General features: G+C 61.0%; 19 protein-coding genes. 13 read left to right on the top strand and 6 right to left on the bottom strand.

Features of this window, described 5'->3' with window-relative positions; translation table 11 throughout:
- Window positions 1–101 precede the first annotated feature (101 nt).
- Window positions 102–311, bottom strand: a complete 210-nt coding sequence (locus IB254_RS17305) for a hypothetical protein (RefSeq protein WP_008032820.1) — start codon at window positions 309–311, stop codon at window positions 102–104.
- Window positions 312–544: 233 nt separating this feature from the next.
- On the opposite strand from IB254_RS17305, the gene IB254_RS17310 reads away from it, so the two are divergent.
- Both IB254_RS17310 and IB254_RS17315 read left to right on the top strand, forming a co-directional pair.
- Window positions 545–739 carry a hypothetical protein gene (locus IB254_RS17310; protein ID WP_008032821.1) on the top strand — a complete coding sequence of 65 codons (195 nt, stop codon included), beginning with the start codon at window positions 545–547 and terminating at the stop codon, window positions 737–739.
- A gap of 758 nt (window positions 740–1497) precedes the next feature.
- Window positions 1498–1713 (top strand): TOBE domain-containing protein, encoded by a 216-nt coding sequence (locus IB254_RS17315; protein WP_008032823.1) that lies wholly within the window; start codon window positions 1498–1500, stop codon window positions 1711–1713.
- Window positions 1714–1721: 8 nt separating this feature from the next.
- On the opposite strand, the gene IB254_RS17320 is transcribed toward IB254_RS17315, so the two are convergent.
- Entirely contained in the window at window positions 1722–2591 is an 870-nt protein-coding gene (locus tag IB254_RS17320) for a LysR substrate-binding domain-containing protein (protein WP_008032824.1), read from the bottom strand.
- Window positions 2592–2845: 254 nt separating this feature from the next.
- On the opposite strand from IB254_RS17320, the gene IB254_RS17325 reads away from it, so the two are divergent.
- The 11 genes from IB254_RS17325 to IB254_RS17375 all read left to right on the top strand — a co-directional run bounded on the left by IB254_RS17325 (window position 2846) and on the right by IB254_RS17375 (window position 14890).
- Window positions 2846–3688, top strand: a complete 843-nt coding sequence (locus IB254_RS17325) for a transporter substrate-binding domain-containing protein (protein WP_008041181.1) — start codon at window positions 2846–2848, stop codon at window positions 3686–3688.
- A gap of 61 nt (window positions 3689–3749) precedes the next feature.
- Window positions 3750–4601 carry a transporter substrate-binding domain-containing protein gene (locus IB254_RS17330; RefSeq protein WP_192418275.1) on the top strand — a complete coding sequence of 284 codons (852 nt, stop codon included), beginning with the start codon at window positions 3750–3752 and terminating at the stop codon, window positions 4599–4601.
- Window positions 4598–6016 (top strand): FAD-binding oxidoreductase, encoded by a 1419-nt coding sequence (locus IB254_RS17335; protein WP_192418276.1) that lies wholly within the window; start codon window positions 4598–4600, stop codon window positions 6014–6016. The genes IB254_RS17330 and IB254_RS17335 overlap by 4 nt, the downstream gene beginning before the upstream one ends.
- The gene (locus IB254_RS17340; RefSeq protein WP_192418277.1) at window positions 6013–7224 is read left to right on the top strand and encodes an aminotransferase class I/II-fold pyridoxal phosphate-dependent enzyme; all 1212 of its coding nucleotides are present in this window, start codon (window positions 6013–6015) and stop codon (window positions 7222–7224) included. The genes IB254_RS17335 and IB254_RS17340 overlap by 4 nt, the downstream gene beginning before the upstream one ends.
- Window positions 7221–7955 carry an amino acid ABC transporter permease gene (locus IB254_RS17345; RefSeq protein ID WP_192418278.1) on the top strand — a complete coding sequence of 245 codons (735 nt, stop codon included), beginning with the start codon at window positions 7221–7223 and terminating at the stop codon, window positions 7953–7955. The genes IB254_RS17340 and IB254_RS17345 overlap by 4 nt, the downstream gene beginning before the upstream one ends.
- Window positions 7945–8733: an amino acid ABC transporter permease gene (locus IB254_RS17350; protein WP_192418279.1), complete on the top strand. Its 789-nt coding sequence runs from the start codon at window positions 7945–7947 to the stop codon at window positions 8731–8733. The genes IB254_RS17345 and IB254_RS17350 overlap by 11 nt, the downstream gene beginning before the upstream one ends.
- Window positions 8720–9556, top strand: a complete 837-nt coding sequence (locus IB254_RS17355) for an amino acid ABC transporter ATP-binding protein (protein WP_192418280.1) — start codon at window positions 8720–8722, stop codon at window positions 9554–9556. The genes IB254_RS17350 and IB254_RS17355 overlap by 14 nt, the downstream gene beginning before the upstream one ends.
- A gap of 17 nt (window positions 9557–9573) precedes the next feature.
- Window positions 9574–10170 carry a hypothetical protein gene (locus tag IB254_RS17360; RefSeq protein WP_008032837.1) on the top strand — a complete coding sequence of 199 codons (597 nt, stop codon included), beginning with the start codon at window positions 9574–9576 and terminating at the stop codon, window positions 10168–10170.
- Window positions 10167–10823 (top strand): glutathione binding-like protein, encoded by a 657-nt coding sequence (locus IB254_RS17365; protein ID WP_192418281.1) that lies wholly within the window; start codon window positions 10167–10169, stop codon window positions 10821–10823. The genes IB254_RS17360 and IB254_RS17365 overlap by 4 nt, the downstream gene beginning before the upstream one ends.
- A gap of 23 nt (window positions 10824–10846) precedes the next feature.
- Window positions 10847–13597, top strand: a complete 2751-nt coding sequence (gene metC, locus IB254_RS17370) for a cystathionine beta-lyase (protein WP_192418283.1) — start codon at window positions 10847–10849, stop codon at window positions 13595–13597.
- 66 nt (window positions 13598–13663) lie between these two features.
- Window positions 13664–14890, top strand: coding sequence for an RtcB family protein (locus IB254_RS17375; protein WP_192418285.1), 1227 nt, complete (start codon window positions 13664–13666; stop codon window positions 14888–14890).
- Window positions 14891–14899: 9 nt separating this feature from the next.
- Here IB254_RS17375 and IB254_RS17380 read toward each other — a convergent pair whose 3' ends face one another.
- The 4 genes from IB254_RS17380 to IB254_RS17395 all read right to left on the bottom strand — a co-directional run bounded on the left by IB254_RS17380 (window position 14900) and on the right by IB254_RS17395 (window position 17546).
- A complete protein-coding gene (locus IB254_RS17380) occupies window positions 14900–15328 on the bottom strand; it encodes a hypothetical protein (protein WP_192418287.1) in 429 nt (142 codons plus the stop codon).
- 119 nt (window positions 15329–15447) lie between these two features.
- Window positions 15448–15861: a VOC family protein gene (locus IB254_RS17385; RefSeq protein ID WP_192226533.1), complete on the bottom strand. Its 414-nt coding sequence runs from the start codon at window positions 15859–15861 to the stop codon at window positions 15448–15450.
- A 244-nt stretch (window positions 15862–16105) separates the two neighbouring features.
- A complete protein-coding gene (locus IB254_RS17390; protein ID WP_192418289.1) occupies window positions 16106–16708 on the bottom strand; it encodes a TetR/AcrR family transcriptional regulator in 603 nt (200 codons plus the stop codon).
- Window positions 16695–17546, bottom strand: coding sequence for a 3-hydroxybutyryl-CoA dehydrogenase (locus IB254_RS17395; protein ID WP_192418291.1), 852 nt, complete (start codon window positions 17544–17546; stop codon window positions 16695–16697). The genes IB254_RS17390 and IB254_RS17395 overlap by 14 nt, the downstream gene beginning before the upstream one ends.
- Between the last annotated feature and the right edge of the window lie 121 nt (window positions 17547–17667).

Here is a 17667-nt window from a genome sequence, read left to right on the forward strand (position 1 = left end):
ATATCCGTCAAAGGGGATCATGCATCCAGATGCTTGATCCCTTTTTTCGTTTCAGGTCTGCGTAAACGTCGCGGCGATGTCGTCGGGTCTGTCGCAATAACTCAGGGCAAGTAGCCAGCAGCCTGGACGAGGTGATTGTCCTGCCCGGCAACGATGAGGTGCATGGGCACATGGGGTTGCTCATCAACAACGGAAGTGACCTCAAACCCACCCACTACCAGCGGCTGCCGCTCACACATTTCGGTCGACTCTCCCGCCAGTTTTTTCGCCATTTTCGCGTGGTTCGCTGCGATTTCGTTGAGAGTTGACACGTTACATCTCCGGGTAAAAGACCCAGCGCATGGCTGGCGTCCAAAATATTGATTTGATGGGTGCTGCGTCAGAATTACGTCGTTTCCGGGCAGTTACGACCGGCGTTTGCAATCCCTGCGCCAGAGGCTGTGGCAATTCTTTGTCGCGTCTACATTAGCGACGAATGGTGACATTTGGATGTGCTTGAATCGGGCGTAAACTGGCAGTGCTACTTCATCAGGAGGAGCCGGAGATGATTGCCGACCGAATGACCGCACAGACGTCCGCGGACAAAGCTGTCTGGGATCAATATTTTTGCGCTGCGCTGATTGCGGAAAGCAATCTGACGGCGCCGGTTGTAGGAGGGGCCACTCATGAGGACAGGCAGAATCTGTTGATTGAAAGAGCCAAGGCGCTCGCCGACAAAATGATGGATACGCGCCAGTGAACGGAAACACATGCCTGTTCAATACCTCGGCCCAACCTCTTCAGGTTGGGCTTTTTCATGCCTATCTCAACCCGACGTAAACCCAGTCCCGAACACCCTCGCGATCCGTAGGAGCCAGGCTTGCCGGCGATGGCGTCCGTGAAATCGCCATCGCCAGCAAGCCGGCTCCTACAGGTTTGGCGAGAACCCCCAATCCCGAATCCCCCCGCGATGTTGTAGGAGCCAGGCTTGCCGGCGATGGCGTCCGTGAGACCGCCATCGCCAGCAAGCCGGCTCCTACAGGTTTGGCGAGAACCCCCAATCCCGAATCCCCCCGCGATGTTGTAGGAGCCAGGCTTGCCGGCGAAGGCGTCCGTGAAATCGCCATCGCCAGCAAGCCGGCTCCTACAGGTTTAGCGTGAACCCCCAATCCCGAATCCTCCCCCGATCCGTAGGAGCCGGCTTGCTGGCGATAGCGCCCGCAAGACCGCCATCGCCAGCAAGCCGGGCTCCTACAGGTTTGGCGTGAACCTCAGTCCCGAATCCCCCCGCGATTTTGTAGGAGCCAGGCTTGCCGGCGATGGCGTCCGTGAGATCACCATCGCCAGCAAGCTGGCTCCTACAGGGTTCGCGTGCGCTGCAAATACGGGCGAGGTCTTATATTTCTAAAAGATATAAATAGATAATTATATATTCCTTTTAATGTCGTTCCGGGAGGTGCACTTTGGGCGCCTGCACATCCGTTCGGATGCGTTCGACATCACACAGGAAGCCGCATCATGACCATCAAAGCGATCAACGTTCGCAACCAGTTCAAGGGCGTCATCAAGGAAATCGTCGAAGGCGAAGTGGTCTCGGAAATCGATGTGCAAACCGCATCCGGGATCGTCACCTCGGTGATCACCACCCGCTCGGTGCGCGACCTCGAATTGAGGGTGGGCAGCGAAGTCATCGCCTTCGTCAAATCCACCGAGGTCTCGATTGCCAAGCTCTGAATCGACAATCAAGAAAACGACAGGCCCTGGCTCGCGCGGATCAGGTCATAGGCCTTGCGCGCGATCAGGTTGGCGGTGTTAGGCCGGATCCACAGGTAGTAAGTGACGTCCGGCAGTCGCGGCAATCCATCATTTTCACCCAGCACACGCATGTCCGGGCCGAGCATTTCCATGCTTCTGGGGGTGACCCCCAGCCCCGCGCGCGTCGCCGCTTTAATGCCGATCAGGTTCGACGCCAGGTACGCCTGGCGCCAGGGAATGTTCGCGCGTTCCAGCGCTTCCAGCGCATAGCGCCGATAGATGCTTGGCTCATCCACGAGAATCAGCGGCAAGGGTTCGCCGGGGTTGTGCAGGTATTGCGCCGAGCAAATCCACCACACCGGCGAGGTGCGCAAGGCAAAGCCTTCGAGGTTCGGGTCTTCGCGAGTGGAAATCACCATGTCGACCTTGCCCCGGTGCAGGTCTTCCATCAGGAACGGGCTGCGACCGACGTCGATCTCCAGGCGCAAGCGCGGGGCCGAGCGAGCGATGTGGCTGAGGATCGGTGGCAGGATCGTGTCGGCGATGTCGTGGGGCGAGCCAATGCGCAACACGCCGCTCAAGCTGCTTTCACGCAGGGAACTCAAGGCTTCGTCGTTGAGCGAGAGCATTTGCCGTGCGTGGCGCAGCAACTGCAGCCCGGCTTCCGTCAGTTGTTTTTGCCGTCCGCGTTTCTCGAACAGATTCACCCCGACCTGTTGTTCCAGGCGTTGCATGTGTTGGGTGACTGACGATTGCGTGCGGTCCAGTTGCGCGCCGGCCTCGGCAAAACTGTGGTGATCCACCACCGCGATGAAAGTGCGCAGCAATTCGAGATCAAGCGTGGGCAGGGTCGACATGGGCGTTTCCAGGGCTGTTTTTACATCACGAGTTTAAACATAAGCATTAAGTATCGTTATGTGTTTTTTCTGGGTTATTCAGTGTGAAATGGGTTTTAAGCAACAAATACGGGGATTTTGGCCATTCTGACTTTCTGCGCTAAATGCCAAGTTATAACGATATTAGATATTTGAATTTCCGTTACACCAACGCTGTACCTAGGATCCCCCACATCAGGTCGGGGGACGCCGATCATCCATGAGGGGGAAAAACCATGTTGTTCGAGCGCACACCTGTAAAACGAATTTTGCCTGTGATGTTGGGCGCCCTGGTCTCACTGGCCGCCAGCACGGCTGCCCAGGCTGACGCGACGCTGGACAAGATCGAGCAGCGTCATGCGCTGGCGGTCGGCGTGCTGTTGTCGGGCGGCCCGTTTGGCGGGATTGATCCGGCTACCCAGAAGCCGCGCGGCTTGAACGTCGAACTCGCTCAGGAACTGGGTCGCCAGTTGGGCGCTGAAGTGGAGCTGGTGCCCGTTTTGCCGGCCAACCGCGTGCAGTTTCTGCAGCAGGGAAAAGTCGATTTGCTGATCGCCAACATGGAATGGACGGCGGAGCGCGGTGAGATTCTCGGTTTTGTGCCGACGCCGTTTTACCGGGTCGGGGGCACCGCTGCGGTGCTCAAGGACAGCAAGATCAGCCGTTGGGAAGACCTCAAGGGGCAGCCGGTCTGCACCTCGCAAGGCAGCAGCTACGTCAAGCCGCTCACCGAGTTGGGCGTCGAGATCAAAGCCTTCAAGAGCTCGTCGGAATCCTTGCTGGCGTTGCGCGGCAATAACTGCGTTGCCGCGGTGCACGACGCCACGCTGGTCAATCCGTTGATCGCCGACAGTGCCGAATGGAAAGACTACCGGGCGATCTCCCCGGAGCTGAACCCGGCGCCTTCGGTGATCTGGACCCGTCGCGGCGAAAGCGACACCCAGGCCAGGCTCGACCCGATCGTCAAGGAACTGCACCGCAGCGGCTGGCTGATCGAGGCGCAGACCCGCAACCACATCACGCCCGCATCACCGGCGCTGGTCGAGTTGCAAAAGAAGTTTCAGGCCAACGGCGCCTGATTCAACTCATCGTCTTCACTACGCCGGCGCATTGCGCGACGGCTGTTCAAGGTAGTCGCGCATGAATCGTTATTTTTCCGTAAAAACCCTGTCCTCGCTGTGCCTGGCCGGCGCTGTCGTGTTCGGCGCGAGCCTGGCTCAAGCCGATGCGACGCTGGACAAGATCGAGCAGCGTCACGCCATCAGTGTCGGGGTGATTCTCAGCGGGCCGCCGTTCGGCACCATCGACCCGAAGACGGGCGAGCACCTGGGCTACAACGTCGAACTGGCAAAAGGCGTTGCCAAGGCCTTGGGCGTCGAAGCCAACACTGTCTCGGTCCTGGCGCCGAATCGCGTGCAGTTTTTGCAGCAGGGCAAGGTCGACATCCTGATCGCCAACATGCAGTTCACCGACGAGCGCGCCGAGATCCTCGATTACGTGCCCACGCCTTATGAAGAGGTGGGCGGCGCGGCGTTGATTCGCAAAGGCTTGGGCATTACCCAATGGGCCGACCTCAAGGGCAAGCCGGTGTGCGTGTCCCAGGGCAGCAACTTCATCAAGCCGTTGCAGGAAACCTACGGTGCCGAGATCAAGGCGTTCCGCAGCCAGTCCGAGTCGTTGTTGTCGCTGCGCGGCAATGGCTGCGTGGCGGCGGTGCATGTCAGCCCGACCATGCATGCGTTGTTGAGCGATGCCGAGTGGGCCGGTTATGAAATCCCGCTGCCGGGTGATTTGATCCCCTCCAACTCGGTGATCTGGTTGCGCAAGGGTGAGCAGGATACCCAGGCGAAACTCGATGCCATCGTGCGTGACTGGCACCGCAGCGGCTGGCTGATCGAGCTGGGCGAGCGCACCGGCATGGCGCCGTCTCAGGCCCTGCGTGACTTGCACGAAAAATATCGCAACGCCGCGCCGCTGGCGGTGCTTCCATGAGTCTGTTCGCAGACTTGCAGCAATTGCTCGGCGCCAGCCATGTGCAGAGCAGCGAAGAGGCCGCGCCGTACCTGACCGATAAACAGGGCCGTTACGTCGGCCAGGTCATTGCCGCCGTGCACCCGGCCAATACCGAAGAAGTCGCAGCAGTGGTCCGTGCCTGCGTGGCCGCCGATACGCCCGTGGTGGTGCAGGGCGGCAACACCGGGCTGATGGGCGGCGCCACCCCGGACGCCAGCGGCCGTGCGGTGTTGCTGTTGCTGGATCGCCTGAACCGGGTGCGCGTCGTGGACACCGACAACGACACGCTGACCGTCGAAGCCGGCTGCATTCTGCAAAACGTGCAGGACGTCGCCCGTGAGGCCGGTCGCCTGTTTCCTCTGAGCCTGGGCGCCGAAGGCAGTTGCACGATTGGCGGCAACCTCGGCACCAACGCCGGCGGCACCGCCGTGTTGCGCTACGGCAATACCCGCGAGCTGACGCTGGGGCTGGAAGTAGTGACCGCCGAGGGTGAAATCTGGAATGGCTTGCGCGGTCTGCGCAAGGACAACACCGGTTACGACCTGCGCGACCTGTACATCGGCAGCGAAGGCACCCTCGGCATTATCACCGCCGCCACGCTGAAACTGTTCCCGCTGCCCAAGGCACAAGCCACGGCGTTGCTGGCCTTCGACTCGCTGTCGCAGGCGGTGCAATTCCTGTCCCATGCCCGCGCCGGGTTTGGCGCCAGCCTCACCGCTTTCGAACTACTCAGTGCCGATTGCCTGGCGCTGCTGCGCGAGCAATTTCCCGAGGGGCCGCAACCTTTTATCGGTGTCAGCCAACCCTGGTTCGCGTTGCTGGAACTCTCGGATAACCACAGCGAAACTCACGCCCGCGACGCCTTTGAAGCGGTGCTCGGCGATGCGTTCGAAAAGGATCTGCTGGCCAATGCGCTGATCGCCGAAAGCCTCGCGCAAAGTGAAGCACTGTGGCTGTTGCGCGAAAACATGAGCGAGGCGCAGAAACGTGCCGGTCGCAACATGAAGCACGACATCTCGGTGCCGATTTCCCAGGTCGTGGCGTTCGTCAGCCACACCGATGCGCTGTTGCAGGCGCACTTTCCCGGTGTCCGGCATTTCACCTTCGGCCATCTGGGCGACGGCAACCTGCATTACAACGTCGCTCATCCGCTGGATTCGACGGTGGATGCGCACATGGCGAACTACGCGGCGCTCAGCCTGCTGGTTCACGACAGCGCCCATGCCCACGGCGGCTCGATCAGCGCCGAACACGGCATCGGCCAACGCAAGCTGGGCCTGCTGGATCGCTACAAAAGCCCGGTGGAGCTGGATCTGATGCGGCGCATCAAGCAAGCGCTGGACCCGAAAAACCTGCTCAATCCGGGCAAGGTCGTGGAGGTGCTCCAGCCATGACGCTAAGACTTTCAAGGCGTGTGCAGCGTGTGTCCTTGTCGGCCAACGCCGCCGCCAAATCCCGCGCTACCGAGTTGCGTGAAGCCGGTCGCGACATTCTCGACCTGACCACTGGCGAGCCGGATTTCGACACGCCTGAACACATCAAGCAGGCGGCGTATGCCGCCATCGCCGCCGGTGCCACCAAGTACACGCCGACGCCGGGCGTGAAGGCTTTGCGACTTGCCGTGCAACGCAAGCTCCAGCGCGAAAACGCTCTGGAGTATTCGCTGCCCTCCATCGTGATTGCCAACGGTGCCAAGCAGATCATTTTCAACGCCTTTGCCGCGACTCTCGACGAGGGCGATGAAGTGCTGGTGCCCACACCGTACTGGCCGTCGTTTCCGGACAGCGTGCGTTTCAACGGTGGCGAGCCGGTATTTATCGAATGCGGTCTGGAGCAGGGCTGCAAGCTGACAGCCGCGCAACTGGAGCAACACATCGGCGAGCGCACGCGCTGGTTGATCCTCAACGGCCCCGGCAATCCCAGCGGCGCGGTTTACAGCGCAGCCGAGTTGCAGGCGCTCGCCGAGGTGCTGCGCCGTCATCCGCAGGTGTTGATCCTGCTGGATGAACTCTATGAGCACATCCGTTTCGACGGTCAGCCGCCGCAGAGCCTGCTCAATGTCGCGCCGGATCTGCAAGCGCGCTGCCTGCTGGTCGGCGGTGTGTCCAAGACCTATGCGATGACAGGGTGGCGCATCGGTTTCGGTGCCGGGCCACAGCTGTTGACCAACGCAATGGCGGTTGTGCAGTCGCAATCGACTTCCGGGGCTTCCTCGGTGGGGCAAGCGGCCGCATTGGCGGCCTTTGACGCAGGGCTGGATTTTCTGCCCGAGCAAGTGGCGGCTTATCAACTGAGAAGGGACGTGTTGGTGAGCACGTTGCACGACGTAGACGGTCTCGAAGTGCTTGAGCCTCAGGGCGGTTTCTTCGTGTTTGTGCGCTGCGCCGGTTTGCTGGGGCGTTATCGTCCTGACGGCGAGCGCCTGAACAGTGATGCCGACGTCGTCGCGTATTTGCTGGAGCAGGGTGTGGCCGGGGTGGCGGGCAGCGCTTATGGCTTGCCGCCGTGGTTTCGCCTGTCCATCGCCACCGCGACCGACAGCGTGGCTGAAGCCGGACGCCGCATCGCTCGGGCCTGCGCGCAACTGCGGGGTACGGCATGAGTCACTGGCTGGAGCTTTTCGTCCACTGGAGCGCCGGGTTCGGCCTGAACTACAGCTTTCTGCTGGACGCCTACCAACGCGGCACCCTGGTGCAGGGCGCGCTGACCACGGTGTTGTTATGCCTGTTCACCATCGTCGGCAGTTTGCTCGCCGGCGTGGGATTGGCGGCGATGCTGACGTCGGGCAAGCCGTGGCTGGCGAAACCGGCGCGGGTGTTCGTCGAAGTCACCCGCAACACGCCGACGCTGGTGCAACTGTATTGCGCCTTCCTGGTGCTGAACATGTTGCTGACCCAGGCCGTCGGCGCGGCGAACCCGCTGACGCCGTTCGCCTGGGTGGTGATTGTGATCTCGCTGCACAAGGGCGCATTCCATGCCGAAGCCTTGCGCGCCGGCATCGAGGCCGTGCCGAGCGTGACGCTGGAAGCGGCCAGTTCCCTGGCGTTCAACGCTCGGCAGTTGTTGTGGAACGTGCAACTGCCGCTGGCCTTGCGCTTCGCTTTGCCATCGCTGATCAACAACCTGATCGACCTGGTGAAAATGACTGCCGTCGCCTCGGCGATTGCCGTGGGCGATATCACCTACGCGTCGATCATGATTTGGACCCAGAGCGATAACGTGCTGGAACTGATGATCCTGATTCTGAGCTTTTTCGGTCTGCTGAGTTTTATCGTCAATTGTGTGGGGCGCTACCTGGAAGCGCGCCTGAGGATGCCCGGCTATGGCCATTGAATCGTCCGTCACCGCGCCGGTGACCTGGCCACGGCGGCATGTCGGCAAATTGTTGCTGCTGATCTTCATCGTGCCCGGGCTGCTGTGGTTTGCCCCGCAAAGCCCGGTGCTGAAAGCGCTGCTGCAATGGTCGCCAGCCCTGGCCGTGGGCTTCGGACAAAACATTCTGATCAGTCTGGTTGCCATTGCGCTGGGGTCGGTGCTGGGGTTGCTGGTGGGCGCACTGGCGTTGTCGCCGCTGCGTCTGCTGCGTTTCCCGGCACGGATCTGGGTGCAGATTTTCCGCAATGCGCCGTGGCTGGTGCTGATCTATTTCACCACCTATGTGTTCCCGTTCGAGATCAAGATCGGCAGCGCCTACGTCTCGTTCCCCGACTGGGTCAAGGTGACCATTGGCCTGGCTTTGCCGGCAAGCGCCAACGTCGCGGAAATCTTCCGTGGCGCCATTGCTTCGATTCCGAGCACGCAGTGGGAAGCGGCCCGTTCGCTGGCGTTCACGCGTGGGCAGATTTTCCGCTCGATCATCCTGCCGCAGTGCTTCAAACGCATGTTGCCGCCGTGGATGAACCTGTATGCGGTGATCACCATGGGCACGGCGCTGGCCTCGCTGGTGGGTGTGCATGACGTGATCGACACTGCGCAGATCGCCAGCAACACCGTAAACATGACCGGCTTCACCGTGGTGATTTACCTGAGCCTGCTGGTGCTGTTCTTCGCTTATTGCTACCCGATTTCCCGTCTCACCCAACGCCTGGAGCGACGTTATGCCTTCTACTGAAACCGTCGCCGAGCCTCTGGTCAGCCTGCGCGATTTGCACCTGTCGTTCGCCAGCAACCCGGTGCTCAAAGGCATCGACCTCGACGTTCATCGTGGGCAGGCGGTGTCGATCATCGGCCCGTCCGGTTCCGGCAAATCGACCATCCTGCGCTGCATCACCGGGTTGTTGCAGCCCCAGCGCGGCAGCATCCGCGTCGGCACCACCGAGGTGCATAACCTGGAGCAGGAAGCCCAGCGCATCGAGTTGCGCAAGCGCGTGGGGTTTGTCTTTCAGCAGTACAACCTGTTCCCGCATTTGTCGGTGCTGGAAAACCTGGTGATTGCGCCGCGCAAGGTGTTGGGGCGCAGCCGCATCGAGGCCGAAAAAGAAGCGCGTGCCTTGCTGGCGAAAGTGCGCATGGAGCACAAGGCCGATGCCTATCCGGGGCAACTGTCCGGCGGCCAGCAACAACGTGTGGCGATTGCCCGGGCGCTGGCGATGCGCCCGGAATTGATCCTGTTCGATGAAGTGACCTCGGCCCTTGACCCGGAAACCGTCGGTGAAGTGCTGACGGTGATTCGCGAGCTGACCGAAGAGGGCATGACCTGCGTGCTGGTCACCCACGAGATGCGCTTCGCCGAAGAGATCAGCGACATCGTCTACTTCACTGAAAACGGCGTGATCGTCGAGCACGGCAGCGCCGCACAGATTTTCCAGCACCCGAGCAGCGAGCGCACCCAGGAATTCCTGCGCCATGCCTTGGGTGATCCGGGGCGCCGTCCCGCCGTTGCCAACGATCCGTATCTGCTGACCAACCTGGGTCGCTACAGCCTGTCCGTCTAATACCGAGGAGCCTGTCCATGAGTACCGAAAACCGTGCCGCCGTCATCGAGGATTTCCTGAAGAAAATCCGCGTCATCAACCAACGTGGCGTCGACCGTGCCGCGCTGGTGGAGATCGTCTCCCTGCTGGAAGCCCTGGCCGAGCGCCGCGATCTGTTCAATTTCGACGCGTTTCCCGCGCCAGTGCCGGGGCAGGGCAGCACCGCGTTTCGCTACCGTCTGAATGACGACGGCGACACGCCGACGCTGTACCTGAACTCGTTGTTGCCAGGCAAAAGCACGCTCCCGCACAACCACGAAACCTGGGCGATCATCAGCGCCGTCGAAGGCCAGGAGATCAACTACGTCTATGGTCGTGACGACGAAGGCCGCGAGCCGGGTTTCACCACTTTGCATCTGCAAAAGGAAGTGATCGTGCAACCCGGCACGTCGATTTCGTTTCTCGGTGAAGACCTGCACGGCATTCGCGTTGAAGGCGAGAGTGCGACCTTGCATTTCCATCTCTACGGCTTGCCGCTGGAATCCCTCAACGGCCGTTATGGCGTCGAAGCGGACGGGCGCATTCTCAATTACAACGCCTCGCAAATGGCGCCGTCGATCAAGGCCTACGCATGATCGATTTGTACTACTGGCCGACCGGCAACGGCTTGAAGATCGGCATCCTGCTTGAAGAACTCGGGTTTGAGTACCGAGTGGTGCCGATCAACATCCGCGAGGGCGAGCAGAAGCAGGCGGCGTTCCAGCGGATCAGCGCCAATGGGCGGATCCCGGCGATTGTCGACCATGCACCCGAGGGTTTGAGCGAGCCGCTGAACCTGTTCGAATCCGGCGCCATTCTCAATTACCTGGCCGACAAGGCCGGGCGTTTTCTGCCGCCGGCCGGCAGTGTCGAGCGGCAGAAAGTCCAGGAGTGGCTGTTCTGGCAGGTGGGGCATATCACGCCGTACCTGAGTCAGTTGCAGGTGTTCAAGGAGAAGGCGCCGCAACCGATTCCGTTCGCTCTCGACCTGCTCAATGCCGAAGCGACGCGGCTGTATCGGGTGCTGGAAACGCGTTTGTCCGAAGTGCCGTATGTGGCGGGCGAGTACTCCATTGCCGACATGGCGATTTTCCCGTGGATCCAGCCGCAACGTCAGGGCCAGGACCTGGCGGACTTCCCGCACATCCACGCCTGGCGCGAACGCCTCAAGGTACGGCCGGCGATTCAGCGTGCGTATGCGAAGGGCCGCGACGTGGCGGCCAATGAGCGCTCTCTGGCGCTTCAATAATTTCTTTTTCAAGCGGGACTTCCATGAGCCAGACCGTAACCCCAGGGCAATTGCAGCAGTGGCTGTTCGACGGGCAGGAAATCGCCCTGTTTGATGTGCGCGAACACGGCCAGTATGGCGAGGCCCATCTGTTTTTCGGGGTCAATCTGCCCTACAGCCGACTGGAACTGGAGGCTCGGCGGTTGGCGCCGAACCCTCAGGTGCGGCTGGTGATTTATGACCAGAATGGCGGCGATGTCGCTACGCGTTCTGCCCAGCGTCTTCAGGCGTTGGGGTATGAGCGCGTGCACGTTCTCGAGGGTGGCGCCGATGGCTGGCAGGCTGCCGGTTATCAGTTGTTTGCCGGCGTGCATGTGCCGTCCAAGGCGTTCGGCGAATTGGTGGAAGAAGCCAGCCACACGCCGCATGTCACCGCGCAGCAACTGGCCGAATGGCAAATCCGCGGCGAACCGTTGGTGGTGCTGGACGGCCGGCCGTTCGATGAGTACCGCAAGATGACCATTCCCGGTTCCGTGTGCTGCCCGAACGGTGAGCTGGGTTATCGCATCCATGATCTGGTGCCGGATGACACCACGCCAATCGTGGTCAATTGCGCCGGCCGGACCCGCAGCATTATCGGCGCGCAAACGCTGATCAACCTGGGCTTGAAGAATCCGGTCTACGCGTTGGAGAACGGTACTCAGGGCTGGTACCTGGAAGATTTTCAGCTGGAACACGGCAGCAGCCGTCGTTATGCCGATGCGGTATCCGTTGCGCCATTGGCGGCGCAACGCCTGGCCGCCGCCCGATTGGCGGAACGGGCCGGGGTGAAAACCGTTGTGGCCCAGCAAGTCGCGCAGTGGGCAGAAGAGGTCGGGCGCAGTCTGTTTCTGTGCGACGTGCGCACTGCCGAAGAGTTTGCCGCTGGCAGTCTGACCGGCGCACAACACACGCCGGGCGGGCAGTTGATTCAATCCACCGATCTGTATGTCGGCGTGCGTCAGGCACGGCTGGTGCTGATCGACAGCGATGGCGTGCGTGCGCCAATTGTCGCGAGCTGGCTGCGCCAGTTGGGGCATGAGGCGTATGTGCTGGAAGGGGGCGTGAGCAGCGGTCTGGCATTGCCCGAGGCCGAAGTTGCCGCCCATGAGGCGTTGCCATCGATCTCGGTGCAGGCACTGTCCGACGCGTTGAAAGACGACGCCGTCGCACTGATCGACTTGCGCCCGAGCATGACCTTTCGCAAGGGGCATATTGCAGGCTCGCGTTGGTCGATCCGTTCACTGTTGGCGACACACGTAGCGGGCGAGCAGCGTCCTCTGGTGCTGCTGGCCGATGATCCGCTGCTGGCCGCGTTCGCTGTGCAGGAATTGCCGGAAACCCAGCGCGCACAACTGCGACTGCTGGAAGGCGGACTCGCTGCCTGGCGTGCGGCCGGTTTCACCGTGCAGGAAAGTCCGGACACACCGGCCAATGAACAGTGCATCGATTTCCTGTTCTTCACCCATGATCGGCACTCCGGCAACAAAGACGCGGCGCGGCAGTACCTGGCCTGGGAAATCGGCTTGCTGGCGCAGATGAGCGACGATGAGATCGCCAGTCTCAAACCGCTGCAACCTCAAGCCACCGAGGACGCGCGGATACGCACACGCCTGGTCCATTCGGCACGCACGGAGCAGGGCAGTGGTGGTCGTTCGGTCAACGTGCCAGTCACCCGTCTGAGCACGGTACTGTTCGACAACCTTGCGCAAATGCGTGACGCCCGTGCCCGCCGTGACACCGAGCGGGTGTTGAGTTACGGCGCGCGCGGCAATCCAACTGCGTTCGCCCTCGAAGACCTGGTCACCGAACTGGAAGGCGGTTATCGCACGCGACTGTTCGGCACCGGGCTGGCGGCGGTCGCGCAGACGTTTCTGGCGTACCTGCGCCCCGGCGATCATGTGCTGATCACAGATGCGGTGTACGCACCGGTGCGGCGTCTGGCCCGGGAATTTCTTGACCCGTTCGGCATCCAGGTCAGCTACTTCGCACCGGACGGCAGCGACTTGCAGGCGCAACTGCAAGCCAACACCAAAATGGTCTACACCGAAGTCCCGGGCTCCTTGCTGTACGAACTCTGCGACTTGCCGGCCATCGCCGCCCTGTGCAAACCGCGAGGCATTCTGCTGGCCGTCGACAACACCTGGGGCTCAGGTTACCTGTACCGACCGCTGACCCTCGGCGCGGACATCTCGATCATGGCGCTGACCAAGTACCTGTGCGGTCACAGCGATGTGGTCATGGGCAGCGTCTGCGTCCGCGAAGATGCCTGGCAACCGCTGGCCTCCATGAGCGACACCTTTGGCGTCACCGTCAGCCCGGATGACGCTTATCTGGTATTGCGCGGCGCACGAACCCTGGCACCGAGACTGGAGGTGCATGAGCGCCAGGCGCTGGAAATCGCCCATTGGCTGCAAGCGCAACCGCAGGTGAAACGGGTGTTCCATCCGGCCTTGCCCGACCACCCCGGCCACGACTTGTGGCAACGGGACTTCAAGGGCAGCAACGGCTTGCTGTCCTTTGAGCTGAACGAGGCGGACGCCGCTTATGTCGAGCGCTTCATCGATGCGCTGCAGCTGTTCGGATTGGGCGCTTCCTGGGGTGGTTTCGAAAGTCTGATCACCGTGGCCGACACCCAGGATCGCCAGAGTGCGGCGGACCGCTCATTGAATCCGGTGCTGCGCTTGCACATCGGGCTGGAGGATGTCGAGGCGTTGATTGAGGATCTGCAACGTGGTTTCGCTGCGATATCATGAAGACTCAACACACGGCTGAGTCTTCAGCACAGCGCCGGATCATCGGCCACCGGAAAGAACCGAATCATGCAAGACCGTACCTATCAGCTGCTGGAAGTCGCCAACGGCAAACCGATCAAGCTCTGGACCGAAGGCGTTCCGGTAGAAAACGAAGCCAGGCAGCAATTGATCAACACCGCGAAGATGCCGTTCATCTTCAAGCACTTGGCGGTGATGCCCGACGTGCACCTGGGCAAGGGCTCGACCATCGGCAGTGTGATTCCTACCGTGGGCGCGATCATCCCGGCCGCCGTCGGGGTGGATATTGGCTGCGGCATGATCGCCGCGCGCACGTCGTTGACCGCCGCTGATTTGCCGGACAACCTGCATGGCTTGCGTTGCGCGATCGAAAAAGCGGTGCCCCATGGGCGCACCGTTGGTCGTGGGGTGCGGGACAAAGGTGCCTGGGACAGCGTTCCGAAACAGGCCGATCATGCCTGGTCTGCCTTGAACCCACGGTTCAAGGCGATCACCGACAAATACCCGAAACTCGCCAGCACCAACAATCGAGGGCACTTGGGCACGTTGGGCAGCGGCAACCACTTCATTGAGGTGTGCCTGGATGAGGCCAATCGGGTCTGGTTCATGCTGCACAGCGGCTCACGAGGGGTTGGCAACGCCATTGGCTGCTTGTTCATTCAACTGGCCCAGGCCGACATGCGCCAGCACATAGCCAATTTGCCGGACCGTGACCTGGCTTACTTCGAAGAAGGCAGCCGGCATTTTGATGATTACGTTGAAGCCGTCGGTTGGGCCCAGGATTTCGCCAGGCAGAACCGTGCGTTGATGATGCAGTCGGTGATTCAGGCGGCAAGGAAAGTGATCGTCAAGCCGTTCGACGTCGCCTTGGAGGCGGTGAACTGCCACCACAACTACGTGCAGAAAGAGCGGCATTTTGGTCAGGAAATCCTGGTCACCCGCAAAGGCGCGGTGTCGGCGCAGAAGGGGGAGCTGGGGATCATTCCGGGATCGATGGGCGCGAAAAGCTTCATCGTTCGCGGGCTCGGCAACGAGCAATCGTTCTGTTCCTGTAGCCACGGTGCTGGCCGCACCATGAGCCGTACCAAAGCGAAAAGCCTGTTCACCGTCGAAGATCAGATCCGCGCCACCGCCCACGTCGAGTGCCGCAAGGATGCGGCGGTGATCGATGAAATACCGATGGCCTACAAAGACATCGACCGCGTGATGCACGCCCAACGCGAACTGGTGGAAGTGCTGCATACCTTGCGTCAGGTGGTGTGCGTGAAGGGTTAGGCGCGGCCGCTACCGGTACTTGATCACGATCCCTTTGAGTTTGCGTCCCTCAATGGTTCTTACATCGCGAGCCCACAGCGGCCCGTTGACATAAGCGCCCATCGGCTGGATATGGTCGTAGACCACCACCACGGCATCGCCACCGAGCTTGGCTGACTCGTCCCGAAGTTTTCCTTCTACCTGGGTGATCGGGGGGGCGGGATCAACGCTGGCATCGATCAGCACTTCACCCAATCGAATGTGCGGGCGAAGGGGTTCGGTACGCAACACCACGACTTCACTGGCCAGCGTCGGAGCGGGATGTTCGACACCCACATAAGCAGTGGTCTGGGCATCGACCGTGGCGCAACCACTCAACGCCAGCAGGGTTCCGGCGAGCGCTGTCGCCAGCAGCGATATTTTCAAACGGGTGGACCAGAGCGCGTCATGGGCAGGCATGGTGGGTTTCCTCCGAAGGTTCTGCTGTGAGGCGGGGTGGCCTGTTGACGGTAGCAGACGGTCCGGGAGTGTCCAGAACGCCCAGCCTTTTCAGGTTGGGCGTTTGCTTGCCGGTAAAGTCACTGATCCTTTTCGCAATTGACCATCCACGACACACCAAACCGGTCGACCAGCATCCCGAAACGTGCGGCCCAGAAGGTCGCTTCCAGGGGCATTTGCACGTTGCCGTCTTCTGCCAATGCGTTGAAGACCCGTTCCGCCTCGGCAATGCTGTCGACGTTCAGCGAGACCGAACAACCGGCCATGTCATCCGTGGGGCGATCAGGTGTGGTGTCCGACCCCATGATCGCCTGATCGCCCACCGACAGGCGGGTGTGAATGATCAGGTTGTGCAGGTCCGCCGCAAAGTGCTCGCGCGCCGGGCTTTCACCGAAAGTCATCATGACGTCGAGCTGGCCTTGAAGGGCCTGGGCATAGAAAGTGAACGCAGCTTTACAGTCGCCGTTGAAGATGAGGTAGGGATTGATTTTCATTGTTTGCTCCCGTTGCCAACAGACGGTGGTGGGTTTTCCTGTAGGAGCGAGCCTGCTCGCGATGGTCTCCAGAACGCCGCGTTTATCCAGACCGCACGCGTTATCGTTGGCGCCCATCGTTGGAACGCCGCCCGGATCAAGCTCGCTCCTACAACGGCATCAGCAAAGCGTTAGAGGTGGTGATTGGCAAGAATTGTTTAGATGGTTTTTCTATTGAACCGCAACGGTTTATCGCTCGCCGCCATTAGGCCACTGCGCGTGGCACCGAGGGCCGCAACAAACGCTCAATGGCCCCAGCCACGAGGTTTTCCAGCAGTTCATTACGCTCAGGCTCATCCAGCAGATGGTGCGCCAGCCAGCAGGGCGCGCTGTTCAACAGATTGGCGATGGCATGCCCGGCGGCCTGTTGCGCCTGTTCACTGAGGCGGGGTTTGGTCCCGAGCATCAGCAGCAATGTGCGTTCGTACTGCTCGCGCAACTGCCGAACGCGCGCCTGCTGTTCGTCATTCAGGCAGCCGCTGTCGCGTTCGACCAGACGAAAATGCCAGGGCATTTCCTGATGCAGATTCAAATGCGCGCGGATCAGGCTGTTGAGCCTGTCGCGCTTGGCCGGAGACTTTTGCTCGATGCGCCCCAGGGTTGCCAACAGCTCTTCGTAGAACTCCTCGATCAGGTCGAGCAGCAAGTGCTGTTTGCTGGGGTAATGGTGATACAACGAACCCGGGGAAAGCCCCAGGCACGTCGCGAGCTCACGCATGCCGACCTGACCGAAACCCTTGCTGGCAAACAGCTCCAGCACCTTGTCGCGGTACTCGGCGAAACGTGAGCAACGCTCAGGCATAGGCATGGAAGCCACGCCCCGTCTTGCGTCCCAGATAACCGGCGGCAACCATTTCCTTGAGCAGTGGCGCGGGGCGGTATTTGCTGTCGTTGAAACCGTCGTAGAAGGCTTCAAGAATCGCCAGCACGGTGTCCAGGCCGATCAGGTCGGCCAGTGCCAGCGGGCCGATGGGCTGGTTGCAACCCAGGCGCATCCCGGCGTCGATGTCTTCGGCGCTGGCCAGGCCTTCCTGAAACACCAGGATCGCTTCGTTGATCATCGGCACCAGAATCCGGTTGACCACAAAGCCCGGACGGTTACCGGCGGTGATCGCGGTTTTGCCCAGGGTGGTTGCCATGTCCAGCGCCAGGGCGTGGGTTGCGTCGCTGGTTTGCAGGCCGCGAATCACTTCGATCAGACCCATCACCGGCACCGGATTGAAGAAGTGCAGGCCGATGAAGCGCTCAGGCTGGCTGACGCTGGCAGCAAGCTGGGTGATCGACAGTGACGACGTATTGGAGGCAATCACACACTCGGCGCTGACCTGCGCGGCGATTTGTTGCAGCACGCGCAGTTTCAGGTCGAGGTTTTCGGTGGCGGCTTCGATCACCAGTTGCACGTTGTGCAAGCTGCTGTAGTCGGTGCTGGTGCGGATCTTGTCGAGGGCGGCGAGCTTTTGAGCTTCTGTCAGCGTGTCCTTGGCAACTTGCCGATCGAGGTTTTTGCCGACGGTCGCAACAGCCTTGTGCAGGGCGCTCTCGGAGATATCGATCAAGGTCACGTTGAACCCTGCCTGGGCGCAGACTTGTGCAATGCCGTTGCCCATGGTGCCTGCGCCGATCACGCCAATGTTTTGCAGATTCATGTACACGTCCTTCCGGTCAAACCCCGCGATACCTTGGCCGCCACAGCGGCCGAAGGCGTACTATTGGCCGCGAGTCTAGAACCGGCGGGGCGGTTGTCCTATGCCGGAACTGTTCAACGGT

The organism is Pseudomonas sp. PDM03 (genome assembly GCF_014852385.1).
GTDB lineage: Bacteria > Pseudomonadota > Gammaproteobacteria > Pseudomonadales > Pseudomonadaceae > Aquipseudomonas > Aquipseudomonas migulae.

Excerpts from the sequence above, each read along its gene's own strand:
- IB254_RS17310 (WP_008032821.1), top strand. The coding sequence starts at position 545 with ATGATTGCCGACCGAATGACCGCACAGACGTCCGCGGACAAAGCTGTC.
- IB254_RS17315 (WP_008032823.1), top strand. The coding sequence starts at position 1,498 with ATGACCATCAAAGCGATCAACGTTCGCAACCAGTTCAAGGGCGTCATC.
- IB254_RS17320 (WP_008032824.1), bottom strand. The coding sequence starts at position 2,591 with ATGTCGACCCTGCCCACGCTTGATCTCGAATTGCTGCGCACTTTCATC.
- IB254_RS17325 (WP_008041181.1), top strand. The coding sequence starts at position 2,846 with ATGTTGTTCGAGCGCACACCTGTAAAACGAATTTTGCCTGTGATGTTG.
- IB254_RS17330 (WP_192418275.1), top strand. The coding sequence starts at position 3,750 with ATGAATCGTTATTTTTCCGTAAAAACCCTGTCCTCGCTGTGCCTGGCC.
- IB254_RS17335 (WP_192418276.1), top strand. The coding sequence starts at position 4,598 with ATGAGTCTGTTCGCAGACTTGCAGCAATTGCTCGGCGCCAGCCATGTG.
- IB254_RS17340 (WP_192418277.1), top strand. The coding sequence starts at position 6,013 with ATGACGCTAAGACTTTCAAGGCGTGTGCAGCGTGTGTCCTTGTCGGCC.
- IB254_RS17345 (WP_192418278.1), top strand. The coding sequence starts at position 7,221 with ATGAGTCACTGGCTGGAGCTTTTCGTCCACTGGAGCGCCGGGTTCGGC.
- IB254_RS17350 (WP_192418279.1), top strand. The coding sequence starts at position 7,945 with ATGGCCATTGAATCGTCCGTCACCGCGCCGGTGACCTGGCCACGGCGG.
- IB254_RS17355 (WP_192418280.1), top strand. The coding sequence starts at position 8,720 with ATGCCTTCTACTGAAACCGTCGCCGAGCCTCTGGTCAGCCTGCGCGAT.
- IB254_RS17360 (WP_008032837.1), top strand. The coding sequence starts at position 9,574 with ATGAGTACCGAAAACCGTGCCGCCGTCATCGAGGATTTCCTGAAGAAA.
- IB254_RS17365 (WP_192418281.1), top strand. The coding sequence starts at position 10,167 with ATGATCGATTTGTACTACTGGCCGACCGGCAACGGCTTGAAGATCGGC.
- metC (WP_192418283.1), top strand. The coding sequence starts at position 10,847 with ATGAGCCAGACCGTAACCCCAGGGCAATTGCAGCAGTGGCTGTTCGAC.
- IB254_RS17375 (WP_192418285.1), top strand. The coding sequence starts at position 13,664 with ATGCAAGACCGTACCTATCAGCTGCTGGAAGTCGCCAACGGCAAACCG.
- IB254_RS17380 (WP_192418287.1), bottom strand. The coding sequence starts at position 15,328 with ATGCCTGCCCATGACGCGCTCTGGTCCACCCGTTTGAAAATATCGCTG.
- IB254_RS17385 (WP_192226533.1), bottom strand. The coding sequence starts at position 15,861 with ATGAAAATCAATCCCTACCTCATCTTCAACGGCGACTGTAAAGCTGCG.
- IB254_RS17390 (WP_192418289.1), bottom strand. The coding sequence starts at position 16,708 with ATGCCTATGCCTGAGCGTTGCTCACGTTTCGCCGAGTACCGCGACAAG.
- IB254_RS17395 (WP_192418291.1), bottom strand. The coding sequence starts at position 17,546 with ATGAATCTGCAAAACATTGGCGTGATCGGCGCAGGCACCATGGGCAAC.